Annotated in this window: 30 protein-coding genes; 28 read left to right on the top strand and 2 right to left on the bottom strand. The window is 66.1% G+C overall.

Translation table 11 applies throughout. From position 1 onward, the window contains the following. Positions 1-5: 5 nt before the first annotated feature. The 25 genes from rplV to truA all read left to right on the top strand — a co-directional run bounded on the left by rplV (position 6) and on the right by truA (position 14098). Complete coding sequence (gene rplV, locus OG758_RS22370; protein ID WP_026249422.1) at positions 6-353, top strand: 50S ribosomal protein L22; 348 nt, start codon at positions 6-8, stop codon at positions 351-353. After that, positions 353-1195 carry a 30S ribosomal protein S3 gene (gene rpsC, locus OG758_RS22365; RefSeq protein ID WP_326711617.1) on the top strand — a complete coding sequence of 281 codons (843 nt, stop codon included), beginning with the start codon at positions 353-355 and terminating at the stop codon, positions 1193-1195. Before rplV ends, rpsC begins: the two co-directional genes overlap by 1 nt. A 5-nt stretch (positions 1196-1200) precedes the next feature. Beyond that, complete coding sequence (gene rplP, locus OG758_RS22360; protein ID WP_030782563.1) at positions 1201-1620, top strand: 50S ribosomal protein L16; 420 nt, start codon at positions 1201-1203, stop codon at positions 1618-1620. Further along, positions 1620-1844 (top strand): 50S ribosomal protein L29, encoded by a 225-nt coding sequence (rpmC, locus tag OG758_RS22355; protein WP_010036720.1) that lies wholly within the window; start codon positions 1620-1622, stop codon positions 1842-1844. Before rplP ends, rpmC begins: the two co-directional genes overlap by 1 nt. Then, positions 1844-2128: a 30S ribosomal protein S17 gene (rpsQ, locus tag OG758_RS22350; protein WP_100594880.1), complete on the top strand. Its 285-nt coding sequence runs from the start codon at positions 1844-1846 to the stop codon at positions 2126-2128. Before rpmC ends, rpsQ begins: the two co-directional genes overlap by 1 nt. A 128-nt stretch (positions 2129-2256) precedes the next feature. Then, the gene (gene rplN, locus OG758_RS22345) at positions 2257-2625 is read left to right on the top strand and encodes a 50S ribosomal protein L14 (protein WP_003974257.1); all 369 of its coding nucleotides are present in this window, start codon (positions 2257-2259) and stop codon (positions 2623-2625) included. 2 nt (positions 2626-2627) lie between these two features. Next, positions 2628-2951 carry a 50S ribosomal protein L24 gene (rplX, locus tag OG758_RS22340; protein WP_100594879.1) on the top strand — a complete coding sequence of 108 codons (324 nt, stop codon included), beginning with the start codon at positions 2628-2630 and terminating at the stop codon, positions 2949-2951. Further along, positions 2951-3508, top strand: a complete 558-nt coding sequence (rplE, locus tag OG758_RS22335) for a 50S ribosomal protein L5 (RefSeq protein ID WP_100594878.1) — start codon at positions 2951-2953, stop codon at positions 3506-3508. The genes rplX and rplE overlap by 1 nt, the downstream gene beginning before the upstream one ends. 5 nt (positions 3509-3513) lie before the next feature. Further along, positions 3514-3699, top strand: coding sequence for a type Z 30S ribosomal protein S14 (locus OG758_RS22330; protein WP_003948630.1), 186 nt, complete (start codon positions 3514-3516; stop codon positions 3697-3699). A gap of 223 nt (positions 3700-3922) precedes the next feature. After that, on the top strand, positions 3923-4321 hold the full coding sequence (gene rpsH, locus OG758_RS22325) for a 30S ribosomal protein S8 (RefSeq protein WP_030221010.1): 399 nt from the start codon (positions 3923-3925) through the stop codon (positions 4319-4321). A gap of 21 nt (positions 4322-4342) precedes the next feature. Beyond that, positions 4343-4882, top strand: coding sequence for a 50S ribosomal protein L6 (gene rplF, locus OG758_RS22320; protein ID WP_100594877.1), 540 nt, complete (start codon positions 4343-4345; stop codon positions 4880-4882). A 3-nt stretch (positions 4883-4885) separates the two neighbouring features. Then, entirely contained in the window at positions 4886-5269 is a 384-nt protein-coding gene (gene rplR, locus OG758_RS22315; protein ID WP_326711616.1) for a 50S ribosomal protein L18, read from the top strand. A gap of 42 nt (positions 5270-5311) precedes the next feature. Continuing rightward, positions 5312-5914 (top strand): 30S ribosomal protein S5, encoded by a 603-nt coding sequence (gene rpsE / locus OG758_RS22310; RefSeq protein WP_326711615.1) that lies wholly within the window; start codon positions 5312-5314, stop codon positions 5912-5914. Further along, positions 5914-6096 (top strand): 50S ribosomal protein L30, encoded by a 183-nt coding sequence (rpmD, locus tag OG758_RS22305; protein ID WP_041985698.1) that lies wholly within the window; start codon positions 5914-5916, stop codon positions 6094-6096. Before rpsE ends, rpmD begins: the two co-directional genes overlap by 1 nt. A gap of 2 nt (positions 6097-6098) precedes the next feature. Further along, positions 6099-6554, top strand: coding sequence for a 50S ribosomal protein L15 (gene rplO / locus OG758_RS22300; RefSeq protein ID WP_100594874.1), 456 nt, complete (start codon positions 6099-6101; stop codon positions 6552-6554). Between the two features lie 281 nt (positions 6555-6835). Next, positions 6836-8149 carry a preprotein translocase subunit SecY gene (gene secY, locus OG758_RS22295; RefSeq protein WP_266561169.1) on the top strand — a complete coding sequence of 438 codons (1314 nt, stop codon included), beginning with the start codon at positions 6836-6838 and terminating at the stop codon, positions 8147-8149. Then, a complete protein-coding gene (locus tag OG758_RS22290; RefSeq protein WP_326711614.1) occupies positions 8149-8802 on the top strand; it encodes an adenylate kinase in 654 nt (217 codons plus the stop codon). The genes secY and OG758_RS22290 overlap by 1 nt, the downstream gene beginning before the upstream one ends. Before the next feature lie 104 nt (positions 8803-8906). After that, entirely contained in the window at positions 8907-9743 is an 837-nt protein-coding gene (map, locus tag OG758_RS22285; protein ID WP_116511040.1) for a type I methionyl aminopeptidase, read from the top strand. A gap of 139 nt (positions 9744-9882) precedes the next feature. Next, positions 9883-10104, top strand: a complete 222-nt coding sequence (gene infA, locus OG758_RS22280) for a translation initiation factor IF-1 (RefSeq protein ID WP_003948620.1) — start codon at positions 9883-9885, stop codon at positions 10102-10104. A 59-nt stretch (positions 10105-10163) separates the two neighbouring features. Beyond that, positions 10164-10277 (top strand): 50S ribosomal protein L36, encoded by a 114-nt coding sequence (gene rpmJ, locus OG758_RS22275; protein ID WP_003974245.1) that lies wholly within the window; start codon positions 10164-10166, stop codon positions 10275-10277. Positions 10278-10464: 187 nt separating this feature from the next. Next, positions 10465-10845, top strand: a complete 381-nt coding sequence (rpsM, locus tag OG758_RS22270; protein WP_100594870.1) for a 30S ribosomal protein S13 — start codon at positions 10465-10467, stop codon at positions 10843-10845. Positions 10846-10910: 65 nt separating this feature from the next. After that, entirely contained in the window at positions 10911-11315 is a 405-nt protein-coding gene (gene rpsK / locus OG758_RS22265) for a 30S ribosomal protein S11 (RefSeq protein WP_003948617.1), read from the top strand. A gap of 152 nt (positions 11316-11467) precedes the next feature. Continuing rightward, positions 11468-12490 carry a DNA-directed RNA polymerase subunit alpha gene (locus OG758_RS22260; RefSeq protein ID WP_003966937.1) on the top strand — a complete coding sequence of 341 codons (1023 nt, stop codon included), beginning with the start codon at positions 11468-11470 and terminating at the stop codon, positions 12488-12490. Positions 12491-12651: 161 nt separating this feature from the next. Beyond that, positions 12652-13149: a 50S ribosomal protein L17 gene (rplQ, locus tag OG758_RS22255; RefSeq protein WP_100594869.1), complete on the top strand. Its 498-nt coding sequence runs from the start codon at positions 12652-12654 to the stop codon at positions 13147-13149. Between the two features lie 79 nt (positions 13150-13228). Further along, positions 13229-14098 (top strand): tRNA pseudouridine(38-40) synthase TruA, encoded by an 870-nt coding sequence (truA, locus tag OG758_RS22250; RefSeq protein ID WP_326711613.1) that lies wholly within the window; start codon positions 13229-13231, stop codon positions 14096-14098. 4 nt (positions 14099-14102) lie between these two features. Here the strand turns inward: truA and OG758_RS22245 are convergent, their stop codons facing one another. Next, positions 14103-14960, bottom strand: coding sequence for a hypothetical protein (locus tag OG758_RS22245; RefSeq protein ID WP_326711612.1), 858 nt, complete (start codon positions 14958-14960; stop codon positions 14103-14105). 430 nt (positions 14961-15390) lie between these two features. On the opposite strand from OG758_RS22245, the gene rplM reads away from it, so the two are divergent. The 3 genes from rplM (at position 15391) to glmM (ending at position 17946) form a co-directional block, all read left to right on the top strand. Beyond that, on the top strand, positions 15391-15834 hold the full coding sequence (rplM, locus tag OG758_RS22240) for a 50S ribosomal protein L13 (protein ID WP_100594865.1): 444 nt from the start codon (positions 15391-15393) through the stop codon (positions 15832-15834). Positions 15835-15876: 42 nt separating this feature from the next. After that, positions 15877-16398, top strand: coding sequence for a 30S ribosomal protein S9 (gene rpsI / locus OG758_RS22235; RefSeq protein ID WP_100594864.1), 522 nt, complete (start codon positions 15877-15879; stop codon positions 16396-16398). A 189-nt stretch (positions 16399-16587) separates the two neighbouring features. Beyond that, positions 16588-17946, top strand: a complete 1359-nt coding sequence (gene glmM / locus OG758_RS22230; RefSeq protein ID WP_326711611.1) for a phosphoglucosamine mutase — start codon at positions 16588-16590, stop codon at positions 17944-17946. Positions 17947-17960: 14 nt separating this feature from the next. Here glmM and OG758_RS22225 read toward each other — a convergent pair whose 3' ends face one another. After that, the gene (locus OG758_RS22225) at positions 17961-18254 is read right to left on the bottom strand and encodes a DUF389 domain-containing protein (RefSeq protein ID WP_326711610.1); all 294 of its coding nucleotides are present in this window, start codon (positions 18252-18254) and stop codon (positions 17961-17963) included. Positions 18255-18292: the final 38 nt, after the last annotated feature.

Below are 18292 nucleotides of genomic sequence, written 5' to 3'. Positions count from 1 at the left end.
CAACCATGGAAGCCAGGGCCCAGGCGCGGTACATCCGCGTCACGCCCATGAAGGCCCGCCGAGTGGTGGACCTCATCCGTGGCATGGATGCCACGGAGGCTCAGGCGGTCCTGCGTTTCGCCCCGCAGGCCGCGAGCGTGCCGGTTGGCAAGGTGCTGGACAGCGCCATCGCCAACGCTGCACACAACTACGACCACACCGACGCCAATTCGCTGGTCATCAGCGAGGCGTACGTGGATGAGGGCCCGACCCTGAAGCGGTTCCGTCCGCGTGCTCAGGGTCGTGCCTACCGGATCCGTAAGCGGACCAGCCACATCACCGTGGTCGTCAGCAGCAAGGAAGGAACCCGGTAATGGGCCAGAAGGTAAACCCGCACGGGTTCCGGCTCGGTATCACCACGGACTTCAAGTCCCGTTGGTACGCCGACAAGCTGTACAAGGACTACGTCAAGGAAGACGTAGCCATCCGTCGCATGATGACCTCCGGCATGGAGCGCGCCGGCATCTCGAAGGTTGAGATCGAGCGCACCCGTGACCGCGTGCGTGTGGACATCCACACCGCTCGTCCGGGCATCGTCATCGGCCGCCGTGGCGCCGAGGCCGACCGCATCCGCGGTGACCTCGAGAAGCTCACGGGCAAGCAGGTCCAGCTGAACATCCTCGAGGTCAAGAACCCCGAGACCGACGCTCAGCTGGTTGCTCAGGCCGTTGCCGAGCAGCTGTCCTCCCGCGTCTCCTTCCGTCGCGCCATGCGTAAGAGCATGCAGACGTCGATGAAGGCCGGCGCCAAGGGCATCAAGATCCAGTGTGGTGGCCGTCTCGGCGGCGCCGAGATGTCCCGGTCCGAGTTCTACCGCGAGGGTCGTGTGCCGCTGCACACGCTGCGCGCGAACGTGGACTACGGCTTCTTCGAGGCCAAGACGACCTTCGGCCGTATCGGCGTGAAGGTCTGGATCTACAAGGGCGACGTCAAGAACATCGCCGAGGTCCGCGCCGAGAACGCTGCGGCCCGTGCGGGTAACCGCCCGGCCCGTGGTGGCGGCAACGACCGTCCGGCCCGCGGCGGTGGCCGTGGTGGCGAGCGTGGCGGCCGCGGCCGCAAGCCGCAGCAGCAGTCGGCTCCGGCCGCAGAGGCCCCCAAGGCTGACGCGCCCGCCGCTGCCGCTCCGGCTGAGAGCACCGGAACGGAGGCCTGACCGAAATGCTGATCCCCCGTAGGGTCAAGCACCGCAAGCAGCACCACCCCAAGCGCCGCGGTCAGGCCAAGGGTGGTACGACGGTTGCGTTCGGCGAGTACGGCATTCAGGCCCTCACGCCGGCGTACGTGACCAACCGCCAGATCGAGGCGGCTCGTATCGCGATGACCCGCCACATCAAGCGTGGCGGCAAGGTCTGGATCAACATCTACCCGGACCGCCCGCTTACGAAGAAGCCCGCCGAGACCCGCATGGGTTCCGGTAAGGGTTCCCCCGAGTGGTGGGTCGCGAACGTTCACCCGGGTCGGGTGATGTTCGAGCTGTCCTACCCGAACGAGAAGATTGCGCGTGAGGCGCTTACCCGCGCTGCTCACAAGCTTCCGATGAAGTGCCGGATTGTTCGGCGCGAGGCAGGTGAGTCGTGATGTCGGCCGGTACCAAGGCGTCCGAGCTGCGCGAACTGGGCAACGAGGAGCTCCTCAACAAGCTCCGCGAGGCCAAGGAAGAGCTGTTCAACCTCCGTTTCCAGGCGGCGACCGGTCAGCTCGAGAACCACGGTCGGCTGAAGGCCGTCCGCAAGGACATCGCGCGGATCTACACCCTCATGCGTGAGCGCGAGCTGGGCATCGAGACGGTGGAGAGCGCCTGATGAGCGAGAGCAACGTGACTGAAGAAACTGCTGCCCGCGGCTTCCGCAAGACCCGTGAGGGTCTGGTCGTCAGCGACAAGATGGACAAGACCGTCGTCGTCGCTGTCGAGGACCGCGTCAAGCACGCGCTGTACGGCAAGGTCATCCGCCGTACGAACAAGCTCAAGGCGCACGACGAGCAGAACGCTGCCGGCGTCGGCGACCGCGTCCTCATCATGGAGACGCGTCCGCTGTCGGCGACCAAGCGCTGGCGCATCGTCGAGATCCTCGAGAAGGCCAAGTAGGTAATTCCCGCAAGGGAATTCCAACAAGTACAGCTCTGAGGGGTATCCCTCAGAGTTCGTTCCGCCAGGCTCCCGGGGCAGTTCACTGAACTGCCCCGGGGGAACCGGCAGACAATCAGGAGATAGACGTGATCCAGCAGGAGTCGCGACTGCGCGTCGCCGACAACACGGGTGCGAAGGAAATTCTCACCATCCGTGTTCTCGGTGGCTCGGGTCGCCGCTACGCGGGCATCGGTGACGTCATCGTCGCCACCGTCAAGGACGCGATCCCCGGCGGCAACGTGAAGAAGGGTGACGTCGTCAAGGCGGTCATCGTTCGCACCGTCAAGGAGCGCCGCCGTCCGGACGGCTCGTACATCCGCTTCGACGAGAACGCCGCCGTCATTCTGAAGAACGACGGCGACCCTCGTGGCACCCGTATCTTCGGCCCGGTGGGCCGTGAGCTGCGCGAGAAGAAGTTCATGAAGATCATCTCGCTCGCGCCGGAGGTGCTGTAAGCATGAAGATCAAGAAGGGCGACCTGGTACAGGTCATCACCGGTAAGGACAAGGGCAAGCAGGGCAAGGTCATCGCGGCCTTCCCCCGCGAGGACCGCGTCCTGGTCGAGGGTGTCAACCGGGTCAAGAAGCACACCAAGGCCGGCCCCACCGCCAGCGGTTCGCAGGCCGGTGGCATCGTCACGACCGAGGCCCCTGTCCACGTGAGCAACGTTCAGCTCGTGGTGGAGAAGGACGGCAACAAGGTCGTCACGCGTGTCGGTTACCGCTTCGACGACGAGGGCAACAAGGTTCGCGTTGCCAAGCGGACGGGTGAGGACATCTGATGGCTACCACCACGACTCCGCGTCTCAAGACGAAGTACCGCGAGGAGATCGCGGGCAAGCTGCAGGAAGAGTTCTCCTACGAGAACGTCATGCAGACCCCGGGCCTCGTCAAGATTGTGGTCAACATGGGTGTCGGCGACGCCGCCCGTGACTCCAAGCTCATGGACGGTGCCGTCCGTGACCTGACCACGATCACCGGTCAGAAGCCGGCCATCACCAAGGCCCGCAAGTCCATCGCGCAGTTCAAGCTGCGTGAGGGTCAGCCGATCGGTGCCCACGTCACGCTCCGTGGCGACCGCATGTGGGAGTTCCTGGACCGCACCCTGTCGCTCGCGCTTCCGCGCATCCGCGACTTCCGTGGTCTGTCTCCCAAGCAGTTCGACGGCCGTGGCAACTACACCTTCGGTCTCACGGAGCAGGTCATGTTCCACGAGATCGACCAGGACAAGATCGACCGCGTCCGGGGTATGGACATCACCGTGGTCACCACGGCGACCAACGACGCTGAGGGCCGCGCGCTCCTTCGTCACCTCGGCTTCCCCTTCAAGGAGGCGTAACCGAGATGGCGAAGAAGGCTCTTATTGCCAAGGCTGCTCGTAAGCCGAAGTTCGGTGTGCGTGGCTACACCCGCTGCCAGCGCTGCGGCCGCCCGCACTCCGTGTACCGCAAGTTCGGCCTCTGCCGCGTGTGCCTTCGTGAGATGGCTCACCGTGGCGAGCTGCCGGGCGTGACCAAGAGCTCCTGGTAATCCCCTTCTGTCCTTAGGGACTTGGGAATTACCGGACGCTCTCGGTAAGTATTTGGTCGGCGGGAGCCCCCCTTCACATGCCGTAGGCTTGTGGGGTTGGGCGCCCGCCGCCCATACCGACTTACTACGCCGTAGGTCCCCGCACCGCACCCGTCCCGCCTCTGTGTGGGGAGAGGGATGGCGCATACAGGAAACCCCGGCGAGAGAGGCCGAAGGCCAATTCATGACCATGACTGATCCGATCGCGGACATGCTGACTCGTCTGCGTAACGCGAACTCGGCGTACCACGACACCGTGGCGATGCCGCACAGCAAGATCAAGTCTCACATCGCGGAGATCCTCCAGCAGGAGGGCTTCATCACGGGCTGGAAGACCGAGGACGCCGAGGTTGGCAAGAACCTCGTCCTCGAGCTCAAGTTCGGCCCGAACCGTGAGCGCTCCATTGCGGGCATCAAGCGGATCTCCAAGCCCGGTCTCCGGGTTTACGCGAAGTCCACCAACCTGCCCAAGGTCCTCGGCGGCCTCGGCGTGGCGATCATCTCCACGTCGCACGGTCTCCTGACCGGCCAGCAGGCAGGCAAGAAGGGCGTAGGTGGGGAAGTCCTCGCCTACGTCTGGTAGTCGGGAACGGAGGAATAGCTAATGTCGCGTATTGGCAAGCTCCCCATCACGGTTCCCGCCGGCGTGGACGTCACCATCGACGGTCGTACGGTCTCGGTTAAGGGCCCCAAGGGTTCCCTCAGCCACACGATCGTCGCTCCGATCGTCATCACGAAGGACGAGGACGGCGTGCTGAACGTCGCCCGTCCCAATGATGAGCGTCAGAACAAGGCTCTGCACGGCCTGTCCCGCACGCTGGTGGCCAACATGATCACCGGCGTGACCCAGGGTTACGTGAAGAAGCTCGAGATCAGCGGTGTCGGTTACCGCGTCCTGGCGAAGGGCTCCAACCTGGAGTTCTCGCTCGGCTACAGCCACTCGATCGTGATCGAGGCGCCCGAGGGCATCTCCTTCAAGGTCGAGTCGCCGACCAAGTTCTCGGTCGAGGGCATCGACAAGCAGAAGGTCGGCGAGGTTGCGGCCAACATCCGCAAGCTGCGCAAGCCCGACCCGTACAAGGCCAAGGGCGTCAAGTACGAAGGCGAAGTCATCCGCCGCAAGGTCGGAAAGGCGGGTAAGTAAGCCATGGCATACGGTGTCAAGATTGCTAAGGGCGACGCTTACAAGCGTGCTGCCATCAAGCGCCGTCACATTCGTATCCGTAAGCATGTTTCGGGTACGGCCGAGCGTCCGCGCCTGGTCGTGACGCGTTCGAACCGCCACATCGTGGCCCAGGTCATCGACGACGTTAAGGGTCACACCCTCGCGTCTGCGTCGACCCTGGACACCTCGATCCGTGGTGCCGAGGCCGACAAGTCCGCGCAGGCCGTCAAGGTCGGCGCCCTGGTCGCCGAGCGTGCCAAGGCCGCGGGCGTCGAGGCTGTCGTGTTCGACCGTGGTGGTAACCAGTACGCCGGGCGCATCGCCGCTCTGGCGGACGCCGCCCGCGAAGCCGGTCTGAAGTTCTGATCCGGTTCCGTAGCTAGCGGAAAACGAAGAGAGGTAATTCCAATGGCTGGACCCCAGCGCCGCGGAAGCGGTGCCGGTGGCGGCGAGCGGCGGGACCGGAAGGGTCGCGACGGTGGCCCTGCCGCCGAGAAGACCGCATACGTTGAGCGCGTTGTCGCGATCAACCGCGTCGCCAAGGTTGTCAAGGGTGGCCGTCGCTTCAGCTTCACTGCGCTCGTCGTAGTGGGCGATGGCGATGGCACGGTAGGCGTCGGTTACGGCAAGGCCAAGGAGGTGCCGGCCGCCATCGCCAAGGGTGTTGAGGAGGCCAAGAAGCACTTCTTCAAGGTCCCCCGTATCCAGGGCACCATCCCGCACCCGATCACGGGCGAGAAGGCTGCGGGCGTTGTCCTGCTCAAGCCGGCTGCTCCCGGTACCGGCGTTATCGCCGGTGGCCCGGTGCGCGCCGTGCTCGAGTGCGCCGGCGTTCACGACATCCTGTCGAAGTCTCTCGGCTCGTCGAACGCGATCAACATCGTGCACGCGACCGTGGCGGCCCTCAAGGGCCTGCAGCGTCCCGAGGAGATCGCGGCTCGCCGTGGTCTGCCCCTCGAGGACGTCGCCCCCGCGGCTCTGCTTCGTGCACGTGCGGGAGCGGGTGCGTAATGGCTCGCCTCAAGATCACGCAGACGAAGTCGTACATCGGCAGCAAGCAGAACCACCGCGACACCCTGCGTTCGCTCGGGCTCAAGCGCCTGAACGACGTGGTCGTCAAGGAGGATCGTCCCGAGTTCCGCGGCATGGCTAACACCGTGCGGCACCTCGTGACGGTCGAGGAGGTCGACTGATCATGGCGGAGAACAACCCGCTCAAGATCCACAACCTCCGTCCCGCCCCGGGCGCCAAGACCGCGAAGACCCGTGTGGGTCGCGGTGAGGCATCCAAGGGTAAGACGGCCGGTCGTGGTACCAAGGGCACGAAGGCCCGTTACCAGGTTCCGGAGCGCTTCGAGGGTGGCCAGATGCCCCTCCACATGCGTCTCCCGAAGCTCAAGGGCTTCAAGAACCCGTTCAAGACCGAGTTCCAGGTCGTGAACCTCGACAAGCTGAGCGCGCTGTACCCGGAAGGTGGCGAGGTCACCGTTGAGGGTCTCGTCGCCAAGGGTGCCGTTCGCAAGAACAGCCTCGTCAAGGTGCTCGGCCAGGGTGAGCTCACCGTGGCGCTGCAGGTGACGGTTGACGCCGTCTCCAACTCCGCCAAGGAGAAGATCACCGCCGCCGGCGGTACCGTCACCGAGCTCGTCTGACCTTTTCAGGCGTCTCGATGACATGAGCGATTCCCGACCGGGGATGCCCCACATTTGGGGCATCCCCGGTTGGTCGTTCCAAGGGGGCATGGTCGCCGGTATGGTGGCCTGCACTGTGCTGTATCCGTCTGGGGCTGATGCCTCGGGCCGGGCGGTGTGTCCTGAAGGCGACGTGTCTGACGGATCTTCACCCGGTGCTTGACTGTTTACGCATTCCTTCATTCATCGAACCTCAAGACCGTCACCTCTGACGCACGTGCGCGGGGGTCGCAGGAGGCACCGTGCTCACCGCGTTCGCCCGGGCGTTCAAGACGCCCGACCTGCGCAAGAAGCTGCTCTTCACGCTCGGCATCATCGTGATCTACCGCATCGGTACACACGTACCGATCCCGGGAGTCAGCTACTCGAACGTCCAGACATGTGTGGACGCGAACAAAGGCACGCAGGGGCTGTTCGGTCTCGTCAACATGTTCAGTGGTGGCGCGCTCCTGCAGATCACGATCTTCGCGCTCGGCATCATGCCGTACATCACCGCGAGCATCATCCTGCAGCTGCTCACCGTTGTGATCCCGCGGCTCGAGGCCCTGAAGAAGGAGGGTCAGGCGGGTACTTCGAAGATCACGCAGTACACGCGATACCTGACCGTGGCGCTCGCCATCCTCCAGGGCACCGGCCTCGTCGCGACCGCTCGCAGCGGCGCCCTCTTCCAGGGCTGCCCCGTCGCGAACCAGATCGTCCCGGACCAGTCGATCTTCGTGACGATCACGATGGTCATCACGATGACCGCCGGCACCGCCATCGTCATGTGGCTCGGTGAGCTCATCACCGACCGCGGCATCGGCAACGGCATGTCGATCCTGATGTTCATCTCGATCGCCGCCACCTTCCCGAGCGCCCTGTGGACCATCAAGACGACCGGCAACCTCGCCGGCGGCTGGATCGAGTTCGGCGCCGTGATCCTGGTGGGCCTCGTCATGGTCGGCCTGGTCGTCTTCGTCGAGCAGGCGCAGCGCCGAATCCCTGTCCAGTATGCGAAGCGCATGATCGGTCGCCGGTCTTACGGCGGTACGTCCACGTACATCCCGCTGAAGGTCAATCAGGCGGGTGTGATCCCTGTCATCTTCGCTTCGTCGCTGCTCTACATCCCGGCCCTCGTCGCGCAGTTCGCGGGAGGCAATTCCGGGTGGAAGACCTGGATCAACGACCATCTGACCAAGGGAAATCACCCCTATTACATCGTTTCGTACTTCCTGCTGATCGTTTTCTTCGCGTTCTTCTACGTGGCGATCTCGTTCAACCCCGAGGAAGTCGCGGACAACATGAAGAAGTATGGTGGCTTCATCCCGGGCATCCGGGCTGGCCGGCCGACCGCTGAGTACCTGAGCTACGTACTCAACCGGATCACCTGGCCGGGTTCGCTGTATCTGGGTCTGATCGCTCTCGTACCAACGATGGCGTTGGTTGGCTTCGGGGCAAGCCAGAACTTCCCGTTCGGTGGGACAAGCATCCTGATCATCGTGGGTGTGGGTCTGGAGACGGTGAAGCAGATCGAGAGCCAGCTTCAGCAGCGCAATTACGAAGGGTTCCTCCGCTGATGCGTATCGTCCTCGTCGGGCCGCCCGGTGCGGGCAAGGGAACGCAGGCCGCGTTCCTTGCCAAGAACCTGTCGATTCCGCACATCTCCACGGGCGACCTCTTCCGTGCCAACATCAGCCAGGGCACGGAGCTGGGCAAGCAGGCAAAGGCGTTCATGGACGCCGGCAACCTGGTTCCCGACGAGGTCACCATCGGGATGGCCAAGGACCGCATGGAGCAGCCGGACGCCGTGAACGGCTTCCTGCTCGACGGCTTCCCTCGCAACGTCTCGCAGGCCGAGGCGCTCGACGTCGCCCTCAAGGCGGACGAAGTGAAGCTCGACGCGGTCTTGGACCTCGAGGTCCCCGAGGACGAGGTGGTCAAGCGCATCGCCGGCCGCCGCATCTGCCGCAAGGACTCCGCGCACGTCTTCCACGTGTCGTACAAGCAGCCGAAGCAGGAAGGCGTCTGTGACGTCTGCGGCGGCGAGCTCTACCAGCGCGAGGACGACAGCGAGGACACCGTCCGCAAGCGGCTCGAGGTCTACCACACGCAGACCGAGCCGATCATCGACTACTACCGGGCCCAGGGCCTGGTGCGGACGATCTCGGCGCTCGGCAAGGTCGACGAGGTGACCACGCGGGCCATGGACGCCCTCAAGCGCGACAAGTAAGTCGGTTGTTACGCTGCTCCGGCCGCGGTGCCCGTACAGGGCGCCGCGGCCGTAGTGTTGTGCAGGTAAACCCGTAGTACGGAAGACGGAGAGCGCAGGCCCCCATGGTGCAGATCAAGACCCCCGAGCAGATCGCCAAGATGCGTGAGGCGGGGCTGGTCGTCGCCGCGATCCACGCGGCGACGCGTGAGGCCGCGGTGCCCGGTGCCACCACCCGGGACCTGGACGAGGTCGCGCGCAAGGTACTCGACGAGCACGGGGCCAAGTCGAACTTCCTCGGCTACGGGGGATTCCCCGCGACCATCTGCACCTCGGTCAACGAGGTCGTCGTCCACGGCATCCCGGACGACAAGACCGTCCTCAAGGACGGCGACATCATCTCCATCGACTGCGGCGCGATCATCGACGGCTGGCACGGCGACGCCGCTTACACCGCGTTCGTGGGTACCGGTCACGCTCCGGAGCTGGTGGAGCTCTCCCGGGTGACCGAGGAGTCGATGTGGGCCGGCATCGCCGCGATGAAGAACGGCAACCGGCTCGTCGACATCTCCCGCGCCATCGAGTCCTACATCCGCCGCCAGCCCAAGCCGGGCGGCGGCAAGTACGGCATCGTCGAGGACTACGGCGGCCACGGCATCGGCACCGAGATGCACATGGACCCGCACCTGCTGAACTATGTCGAGCGCCGCCGCGGAAAGGGCCCGAAGCTCGTCCCCGGCTTCTGCCTCGCGATCGAGCCGATGGTCTCCCTCGGCACCCCGCGCACCGAGGTTCTCGAGGACGACTGGACGGTCATCACGACGGACGGCACCTGGTCCTCGCACTGGGAGCACTCCATCGCGCTGACCGAACAGGGCCCGCTGGTCCTCACGGCGCCCGATGGCGGCAAGGCGAAGCTGGCCGAGCTCGGCGTCACCGCTGCTCCGGATCCCCTTGCATAATGATCTTCAGTGTGGGGCAAACTTCCCCGATTCGTCTTTCCGGGTGCCCTGACGTAGACTGACTCGTCGGCTCTGGTGCACTCGCATGCCTGCATGTAAGTGCTGAGTCGATCAAGGTAGTCGATTCGAAGGGCAAAGCGTGGCCAAGAAGCAAGGTGCCATCGAGATCGAAGGCACTGTCGTCGAGTCTCTTCCGAACGCCATGTTCAAGGTGGAGCTCCAGAACGGCCACCAGGTCCTGGCTCACATCAGCGGCAAGATGCGTATGCACTACATCCGCATCCTCCCTGACGACCGGGTCGTGGTGGAGCTGTCTCCTTACGACCTGACGCGTGGCCGGATCGTCTACCGGTACAAGTAGATCTTGCCCGCACCCTGCCTCGCGCGGGGTGGTGGCACTGACCCGGAGAACCTCACCCAATGAAGGTCAAGCCGAGCGTCAAGAAGATCTGCGACAAGTGCAGGGTGATCCGCCGTCACGGCCGGGTCATGGTTATCTGCGACAACCCGCGCCACAAGCAGCGCCAGGGCTGACGCACGACTGCAGTTCGCAGAGTTTCGCGCGACGCAAGTAAGCACACATGCAGGACCCGTCCCTCTTCAGATCCATTGGTAATGGAGGGCGACACCCCCGGTCGGAGGCCGGGGACCCAGGATGTACCTCGTACGGCACCTGGGAACGGTTCTGCTGAAGACCTCCGAGTATCAACAGGAGCCTTGAATGGCACGCCTTGAAGGCGTTGACCTCCCGCGCGACAAGCGCGTAGAGGTTGCCCTCACCTACGTGTTCGGCATTGGCCGCACGCTGTCCCAGCAGACGCTGGACGCCACCGGTGTGGACCGCAACATCCGCGTTCGTGATCTGTCCGAAGAGGACCTGATCAAGATCCGCGAGTACGTGGACGCGAACATCCAGACCGAGGGTGACCTCCGTCGCGAGATCCAGGCCGACATCCGCCGCAAGGTCGAGATCGGCTGCTACCAGGGTCTTCGCCACCGTCGTGGCCTGCCCGTCCGCGGTCAGCGCACCAGCACGAACGCTCGTACCCGTAAGGGCCCGCGTCGCGCCATCGCCGGTAAGAAGAAGCCGGGCAAGAAGTAGTCCTCGCTCAGCGGTCTATCGACAGCTGTCGCTGCAGGACCGACCACCTCCCGTAGGAGTAATAGATGCCCCCCAAGGGTCGTCAGGGCGCTGCCAAGAAGGTGCGCCGCAAGGAAAAGAAGAACGTTGCCCACGGGCACGCTCACATCAAGAGCACGTTCAACAACACGATCGTGTCCATCACGGACCCGACCGGCAACGTGATCTCGTGGGCCTCCGCCGGCCACGTCGGCTTCAAGGGCTCGCGCAAGTCCACTCCGTTCGCCGCGCAGATGGCCGCCGAGTCGGCCGCGCGTCGCGCCCAGGAGCACGGCATGCGCAAGGTTGACGTCTTCGTCAAGGGTCCGGGCTCCGGCCGCGAGACCGCGATCCGCTCCCTCCAGGCCACGGGCCTCGAGGTCGGTTCGATCCAGGACGTCACGCCGACCCCGCACAACGGCTGCCGTCCGCCCAAGCGTCGCCGCGTCTGATCTGACGTACGACTGCTTGGTCTGAGGTTTTCGGGCGGTACGGCTCTTATGGGCCGTATCGCCCGTACCCTTGTACTGCATCGACACCGGGCTACCACCCGGTGGCATCAGGGCATCAAATAGTGGGTGCCCCTGACTGAAGGAATCACTTCATGCTGATCGCTCAGCGTCCGTCGTTGACCGAAGAGGTCGTCGACGAGTTCCGCTCCCGGTTCGTGATCGAGCCGCTGGAGCCGGGCTTCGGTTACACCCTCGGCAACTCCCTGCGCCGGACCCTTCTCTCCTCGATCCCGGGTGCGGCGGTCACGTCCATCCGTATCGACGGTGTCCTGCACGAGTTCACCACCGTGCCGGGCGTCAAGGAAGACGTCACCGACCTCATCCTGAACATCAAGCAGCTGGTCGTCTCCTCGGAGCACGACGAGCCGGTCGTGATGTACCTGCGCAAGCAGGGCCCGGGTCTGGTCACCGCCGCCGACATCGCGCCCCCGGCCGGTGTCGAGGTGCACAACCCCGACCTCGTCCTCGCCACGCTCAACGGCAAGGGCAAGCTGGAGATGGAGCTGACCGTCGAGCGCGGTCGCGGCTACGTCTCCGCCGTCCAGAACAAGCAGGTCGGTCAGGAGATCGGGCGCATCCCGGTCGACTCGATCTACTCGCCGGTCCTGAAGGTCACGTACAAGGTCGAGGCCACGCGTGTCGAGCAGCGCACCGACTTCGACAAGCTGATCGTCGACGTCGAGACGAAGCAGGCCATGCGTCCGCGTGACGCCATGGCGTCGGCCGGTAAGACCCTGGTGGAGCTGTTCGGTCTCGCCCGCGAGCTGAACATCGACGCCGAGGGCATCGACATGGGCCCGTCCCCCACGGACGCCGCCCTGGCCGCCGACCTGGCGCTGCCGATCGAGGAGCTCGAGCTCACCGTCCGTTCGTACAACTGCCTCAAGCGCGAGGGCATCCACTCCGTGGGTGAGCTCGTGGCCCGTTCCGAGGCGGACCTGCTCGACATCCGCAACTTCGGTGCGAAGTCGATCGACGAGGTCAAGGCGAAGCTGGCCGGTATGGGCCTCGCGCTGAAGGACTCGCCTCCCGGCTTCGACCCGACCGCCGCCGCCGACGCCTTCGGCGCCGACGACGACGCGGACGCGGGCTTCGTCGAGACCGAGCAGTACTAGGCGCTCCGCGAGGACGCCGGATTTCGGCTGCGGGTCCGCTTCGGCTGGTCGCGCAGTTCCCCGCGCCCCTTACGGGGCGCGGGTCTCCGACGGGCATCCGCCCGCTCGGACACTGACCCTGGTACCTGATACGGCCGGGGCAGACATCTAGGAGAAACACCATGCCGCGTCCCGCCAAGGGTGCCCGTCTGGGCGGCAGTGCTGCGCACGAGAAGCTGCTTCTCGCGAACCTCGCGAAGTCGCTCTTCGAGCACGGCAAGATCACGACGACCGAGGCCAAGGCCCGTCGTCTGCGTCCGTACGCGGAGCGTCTGGTCACCAAGGCGAAGAAGGGCGACCTTCACAACCGCCGTCAGGTGCTCCAGGTCATCACCGACAAGAGCGTCATCCACACGCTCTTCACGGAGATCGCCCCGCGTTACGAGAACCGCCCGGGTGGTTACACCCGTATCACCAAGATCGGTAACCGCCGTGGCGACAACGCGCCCATGGCTGTCATCGAGCTGGTCGAGGCGCTGACGGTTGCGCAGCAGGCCACCGGTGAGGCCGAGGCCGCCACCAAGCGTGCCGCCAAGGACACCGAGGCTGCCGCTCCGGCCGCCGAGGTCGTCGAGGACGCCGCAGCGGTCGAGGCCGCTGAGGAGTCCAAGGACGCCTGAGGCTCTGCCTTGATGTGAGCGGGTCCGCCCTTCGGGGCGGGCCCGCTTTCGTATTGCCTTCGCCTGAGAGGATCTGTGTGTGAGTGACGAGGTAGAGCCCGGGTTCGTGCGGGTGCGGCTTGATCTGTCGTACGACGGCAAGGACTTCTCCGGGTGGGCGAAGCAGGCCAGTGGCCGGCGGACCGTGCAGGGTGAGATCGAGGACGCGCTGAGGACCGTGACCCGGTCCGTGCAGACGTACGAGCTGACCGTGGCCGGGCGGACCGACGCGGGGGTGCACGCGCGCGGGCAGGTCGCGCATGTCGATCTGCCGGAGGACGTCTGGGCCGAGCACCAGGACAAGCTCCTGCGCCGGCTCGCGGGGCGGCTGCCGCACGATGTGCGGGTGTGGAAGGTGGCTCAGGCGCCGAGCGGGTTCAACGCGCGGTTCGCCGCCGTGTGGCGACGGTACGTGTACCGGGTGACCGACAACCCGGGTGGTGTCGATCCGCTGTTGCGCAGTCATGTGCTGTGGCACGACTGGGAGTTGGACCTCGACGCGATGAACGCGGCTGCGGAGAGGCTGGTCGGGGAGCACGACTTCGCCGCGTACTGCAAGCGCCGCGAGGGCGCGACGACGATCCGTACGCTCCAGGAGCTGCGGTGGGAGCGGTCGCCCGACGGGATCCTCGAAGCGACCGTCCGGGCCGACGCGTTCTGCCACAACATGGTGCGCTCGCTGGTCGGCGCGATGCTGTTCGTCGGCGACGGGCACCGGCCGCCGGACTGGCCCGCGAAGGTCCTTGCCGCCGGCGTACGGGACTCGGCGGTGCACGTGGTGCGGCCGCACGGCCTGACGCTGGAGGAAGTCGGTTACCCCGCCGACGAGTTGCTCGCGGCGCGCAGCAAGGAGGCCAGGAACAGGCGGACGCTGCCGGGAGCGCCCTTCTCGGAGCCGGGGTGCTGCTGAGCCCCTACTGGGGCGCCTCGGCCGCGGCGGAGGCCTGCGCCTCGCCGCGCCGGGTGATCTGACGGAACGTGAACTCGGCGAGGTCGTCACCGGTGGTGAAGACGGCCCGGTCCTTGGTCGTGACGTCCCGGCCGCCGCTGGTGAACCCGGCGGTCGTGAAGTACGCGTAGCGGCCGTACGAGTTGGTGGTCGAGCGGCAGATCGTCGTACGGCAGAACGCGGGGACGCCCGAGCCGGACAGGGAGGTCACGGTGCCCTTGGTGTACTGGTTCTTGGCCTTGGTGGCCTGGGCCTCCGTGTCGAAGACGGCGACGCCGACGGTGACCGCCACGCCGTCCTTGGCGTAGGTGGCGCGGATCAGGCGCGTGCAGTCGTTGCCCGTCAGGACGCCGCCGAGCGCGCCCTGGGTGGCCGAGGAGCAGCTCTTCGTGCTGGACGTGGCGCCCTTCTTGTAGACGCGGTCGCCGACGGTGAGCCTGGTGCCGGGGAAGAGGGTGTCCGCGCTGAGCGGGGCCTTGTCCTTCTTGGCGCTGGAGATGAAGTCCTTGGGGTCGAGCGGGGGCGGCGGCGTGGTCTCCGCGAACGTCGGGTCCGCCGGGGTCGTGTCGCTCGGGATATCCGCGGTCGTCGGCAGCTGGTCGGCGGGCTTGTTCGAGGCCGTGCTGTTGCCGTTGGCGGAGACGATCGCGAACGCGACGGCCGAGCCGACGGCGACCGTGGCGAGCGCGCCACCGCCGATCATCAGCCAGCGCCGGCGCCGCGCGCGCGCCTCGGACGCTTCGGCGAGCGCCGCCCAGTCCGGTCCCTGTGAACCACCACTGCCCCCGGAACCCCACTGGGGTCCCCCCTGCCCAAAGCTCATGGGGCGCATCTTAGACCGCCGCGCAGGGGGTGCCGGGGCGCGGTGGGGAAGGGTGTGCGCAGGGTGTGGCCGATCTTGTGTGTGCCGTGTGTGCGCTTCTTGTGTGCCTGGGGTCACGCTCGTGCGGCGCTGCCTGCGGCGACGTGCGGTTACTCTGGTGGACGGCAGGGCCGCCCAGTGCGGCGGATCCGGCGGTGCCGGTGTCCAGGTCCGCGTTTTGACCCGTACGGGGAAGCGCGGGTATCATGCCAAGTCGTTGTGTGTATTGGCTTGCTCGCTCTCGCGTGAGGAGCCATACGCAGGTTCCCTGGAGCAGTTACCAGTGGGCGGCATACGGGCGCTGAACCCGGCACTGTCGTCCCCAGCTGCACGATCGCTTCAGTGATGCCACTTTCAGCACCCATCCACTGAAGAAGAAGAAGGCTGCTAAGTGCGTACGTACAGCCCTAAGCCCGGCGACATCACTCGCCAGTGGTACGTCATCGACGCCCAGGATGTCGTCCTGGGTCGTCTGGCGACCACTGCCGCGAACATCCTGCGGGGCAAGCACAAGCCGATCTACGCCCCCCACGTCGACGCTGGTGACTTCGTCATCATCATCAACGCGGACAAGGTGCACCTCTCCGGCAACAAGAAGACCCAGAAGATGGCGTACCGCCACTCCGGTTACCCGGGCGGTCTGCGTTCGGTTCGTTACGACGAGCTGCTGGACAAGAACCCCGAGAAGGCCGTCGAGAAGGCCATCAAGGGCATGATCCCCAAGAACACCCTGGGCCGTCAGGTGCTCTCGAAGCTGAAGGTCTACTCGGGCGACCAGCACCCCCACGCTGCCCAGCAGCCGGTGCCGTTCGAGATCACCCAGGTCGCGCAGTAGTTCCGGCCACCCCCAAAGACGAAAAAGAATCTGAGGAGAATCGTGGCCGAGACCACCGTTGAGCAGCCGGTCGAAGAGACCGAGATTGTCGACGTCGAGCAGTACACCACCGAGTCCGAGGTCCCCGTCGAGGGCGAGTACACCTCGGAGTCGAACGCCGCGCGCTTCGGCGACCCGCAGCCGGCCGCCGGCCTGGGCCGTCGCAAGAACGCCATCGCGCGCGTTCGCATCGTGCCCGGCACCGGCAAGTGGAAGGTCAACGGGCGTACGCTCGAGGACTACTTCCCGAACAAGGTCCACCAGCAGGAAGTCAACGAGCCCTTCAAGGTGCTCGAGCTCGACAACCGCTACGACGTCATCGCCCGCATCTCGGGTGGCGGCGTCTCCGGTCAGGCCGGTGCGCTCCGTCTCGGTGTCGCCCGTGCGCTGAACGAGGCCGACGTCGACAACAACCGCGGCGCCCTCAAGAAGGCCGGTTACCTCAAGCGTGACGACCGTGCGGTCGAGCGCAAGAAGGCCGGTCTCAAGAAGGCCCGTAAGGCCCCGCAGTACAGCAAGCGCTAAATCGCTGCTGCTTGTTCGTTTCGTTCGCCCCGGCGGCACGCTGTGTGCCGCCGGGGCGTTCGTATATTGCGGCCCTGGGCGTATATCGGCACAAGGTGCTCATAATAACGACACAAGGTGCTCATAAGTTTGCATGCTCGGATGATTTCCGACGCTTCTTCGAGAATTGCGAAAGTTCGGAGGACACCAGTGGGACGACTGTTCGGCACGGACGGCGTACGAGGTGTCGCCAACGCGGATCTGACGGCCGAGCTCGCGCTCGGACTCTCCGTGGCGGCGGCTCATGTACTCGGCGAGGCGGGGACGTTTGAGGGGCACCGTCCGGTGGCCGTGGTCGGTCGTGACCCGCGGGCTTCGGGCGAGTTCCTGGAGGCCGCGGTCGTCGCGGGTCTGGCCAGCGCGGGCGTCGACGTCCTGCGGGTCGGCGTGCTGCCCACCCCCGCGGTGGCGCATCTCACCGGCGCGCTGGGCGCCGACCTCGGCGTGATGCTGTCCGCCAGCCACAACGCGATGCCGGACAACGGCATCAAGTTCTTCGCGCGCGGCGGCCACAAGCTCGCCGACGAGCTGGAGGACCGTATCGAGCAGGTCTACGAGCAGCACCGCACCGGTGCGCCGTGGGACCGCCCGACCGGTGCCGGCGTCGGCCGCGTGAACTCGTACGACGCGGGTGCCGACCAGTATGTTGCCCACCTCATCGGTGTGCTGCCCAACCGCCTCGATGGCATGCGGATCGTCCTGGACGAGGCGCACGGTGCGGCGGCGCGGGTCTCGCCCGAGGCGTTCGCGCGGGCCGGTGCCGAGATCGTCACGATCGGCGCCGACCCGGACGGCCTGAACATCAACGACGGCTGCGGATCCACCCACCTCGACCTGCTGAAGGCCGCCGTCGTCGAGCACGGCGCCGACCTCGGCATCGCGCACGACGGTGACGCCGACCGCTGCCTGGCCGTCGACCACACGGGCGCCGAGATCGACGGGGACCAGATCCTCGCCGTACTCGCCCTGTCGATGCGGGAGCACGGCGCCCTGCGCCAGGACACCGTTGTCGCGACCGTCATGTCGAACCTCGGCTTCAAGCTGGCCATGGAGCGCGAGGGCATCGAGTTCGTGGCGACCGGCGTCGGCGACCGGTACGTCCTGGAGTCGATGAAGGAGCACGGGTACGCGCTCGGCGGCGAGCAGTCCGGGCACGTGATCATCCTCGACCACGCGACGACCGGCGACGGCACGCTCACGGGTCTGCTGCTCGCGGCCCGCGTCGCCCAGACCGGCCGCACCCTCCAGGACCTCGCCTCCGTCATGGAGCGCCTGCCGCAGGTCCTGGTCAATGTGCGCGACGTCGACAAGTCCCGCGTCACGACGTCCGCCGAGCTGGCCGCCGCCGTCACCGACGCCGAGCGGGAGCTGGGCGCGACGGGCCGGGTGCTGCTGCGTTCGTCGGGCACGGAGCCGCTGGTCCGCGTCATGGTCGAGGCCGCCGACATCGAGCAGGCCCGCTCGATCGCAGGTCGCCTCGCCGATGTCGTCAAGTCCACGCTCGGCTGAGGCAGTTCGCTGCGTCAGGCCGGTCCGGCCGCAGGAGCGGCACGCTTGCGCCGTGTCGCCCAGAACCACTTCTGGGCGAGCAGCGTGAGCGTGCCGGCCAGGACGATGCCGCCGAGGTTCGCGAGGAGCCGGCCGGTCGAGCCCCACGTCTGGGCGTAGTCGCTGTACGCGAACGCCACCGCCGCGTTCGCCGCCGCCGGGACCGTCGTCACCGAGATGGCGACACCGATCAGGGCGCCCGACTTCGCCGAAGTGAGGGACAGCGTCCCGGCGATGTCCGCGAGGAACGCCACGATCAGGCGAGCCACCCGTCGGTCTTGTCGACCGGGGCGATCAGCGCAGGTGC

The organism is Streptomyces sp. NBC_01474, from assembly GCF_035918215.1.
GTDB classification, from domain to species: Bacteria; Actinomycetota; Actinomycetes; order Streptomycetales; family Streptomycetaceae; genus Streptomyces; species Streptomyces aureus.
Note: the sequence above shows the minus strand (reverse complement) of the source record. Positions and strands in the feature narration are given on the sequence as shown.

Excerpts from the sequence above, each read along its gene's own strand:
- rplV (WP_026249422.1), top strand. The coding sequence starts at position 6 with ATGGAAGCCAGGGCCCAGGCGCGGTACATCCGCGTCACGCCCATGAAG.
- rpsC (WP_326711617.1), top strand. The coding sequence starts at position 353 with ATGGGCCAGAAGGTAAACCCGCACGGGTTCCGGCTCGGTATCACCACG.
- rplP (WP_030782563.1), top strand. The coding sequence starts at position 1,201 with ATGCTGATCCCCCGTAGGGTCAAGCACCGCAAGCAGCACCACCCCAAG.
- rpmC (WP_010036720.1), top strand. The coding sequence starts at position 1,620 with ATGTCGGCCGGTACCAAGGCGTCCGAGCTGCGCGAACTGGGCAACGAG.
- rpsQ (WP_100594880.1), top strand. The coding sequence starts at position 1,844 with ATGAGCGAGAGCAACGTGACTGAAGAAACTGCTGCCCGCGGCTTCCGC.
- rplX (WP_100594879.1), top strand. The coding sequence starts at position 2,628 with ATGAAGATCAAGAAGGGCGACCTGGTACAGGTCATCACCGGTAAGGAC.
- rplE (WP_100594878.1), top strand. The coding sequence starts at position 2,951 with ATGGCTACCACCACGACTCCGCGTCTCAAGACGAAGTACCGCGAGGAG.
- OG758_RS22330 (WP_003948630.1), top strand. The coding sequence starts at position 3,514 with ATGGCGAAGAAGGCTCTTATTGCCAAGGCTGCTCGTAAGCCGAAGTTC.
- rpsH (WP_030221010.1), top strand. The coding sequence starts at position 3,923 with ATGACCATGACTGATCCGATCGCGGACATGCTGACTCGTCTGCGTAAC.
- rplF (WP_100594877.1), top strand. The coding sequence starts at position 4,343 with ATGTCGCGTATTGGCAAGCTCCCCATCACGGTTCCCGCCGGCGTGGAC.
- rplR (WP_326711616.1), top strand. The coding sequence starts at position 4,886 with ATGGCATACGGTGTCAAGATTGCTAAGGGCGACGCTTACAAGCGTGCT.
- rpsE (WP_326711615.1), top strand. The coding sequence starts at position 5,312 with ATGGCTGGACCCCAGCGCCGCGGAAGCGGTGCCGGTGGCGGCGAGCGG.
- rpmD (WP_041985698.1), top strand. The coding sequence starts at position 5,914 with ATGGCTCGCCTCAAGATCACGCAGACGAAGTCGTACATCGGCAGCAAG.
- rplO (WP_100594874.1), top strand. The coding sequence starts at position 6,099 with ATGGCGGAGAACAACCCGCTCAAGATCCACAACCTCCGTCCCGCCCCG.
- OG758_RS22290 (WP_326711614.1), top strand. The coding sequence starts at position 8,149 with ATGCGTATCGTCCTCGTCGGGCCGCCCGGTGCGGGCAAGGGAACGCAG.
- map (WP_116511040.1), top strand. The coding sequence starts at position 8,907 with ATGGTGCAGATCAAGACCCCCGAGCAGATCGCCAAGATGCGTGAGGCG.
- rpmJ (WP_003974245.1), top strand. The coding sequence starts at position 10,164 with ATGAAGGTCAAGCCGAGCGTCAAGAAGATCTGCGACAAGTGCAGGGTG.
- rpsM (WP_100594870.1), top strand. The coding sequence starts at position 10,465 with ATGGCACGCCTTGAAGGCGTTGACCTCCCGCGCGACAAGCGCGTAGAG.
- rpsK (WP_003948617.1), top strand. The coding sequence starts at position 10,911 with ATGCCCCCCAAGGGTCGTCAGGGCGCTGCCAAGAAGGTGCGCCGCAAG.
- OG758_RS22260 (WP_003966937.1), top strand. The coding sequence starts at position 11,468 with ATGCTGATCGCTCAGCGTCCGTCGTTGACCGAAGAGGTCGTCGACGAG.
- rplQ (WP_100594869.1), top strand. The coding sequence starts at position 12,652 with ATGCCGCGTCCCGCCAAGGGTGCCCGTCTGGGCGGCAGTGCTGCGCAC.
- OG758_RS22245 (WP_326711612.1), bottom strand. The coding sequence starts at position 14,960 with ATGAGCTTTGGGCAGGGGGGACCCCAGTGGGGTTCCGGGGGCAGTGGT.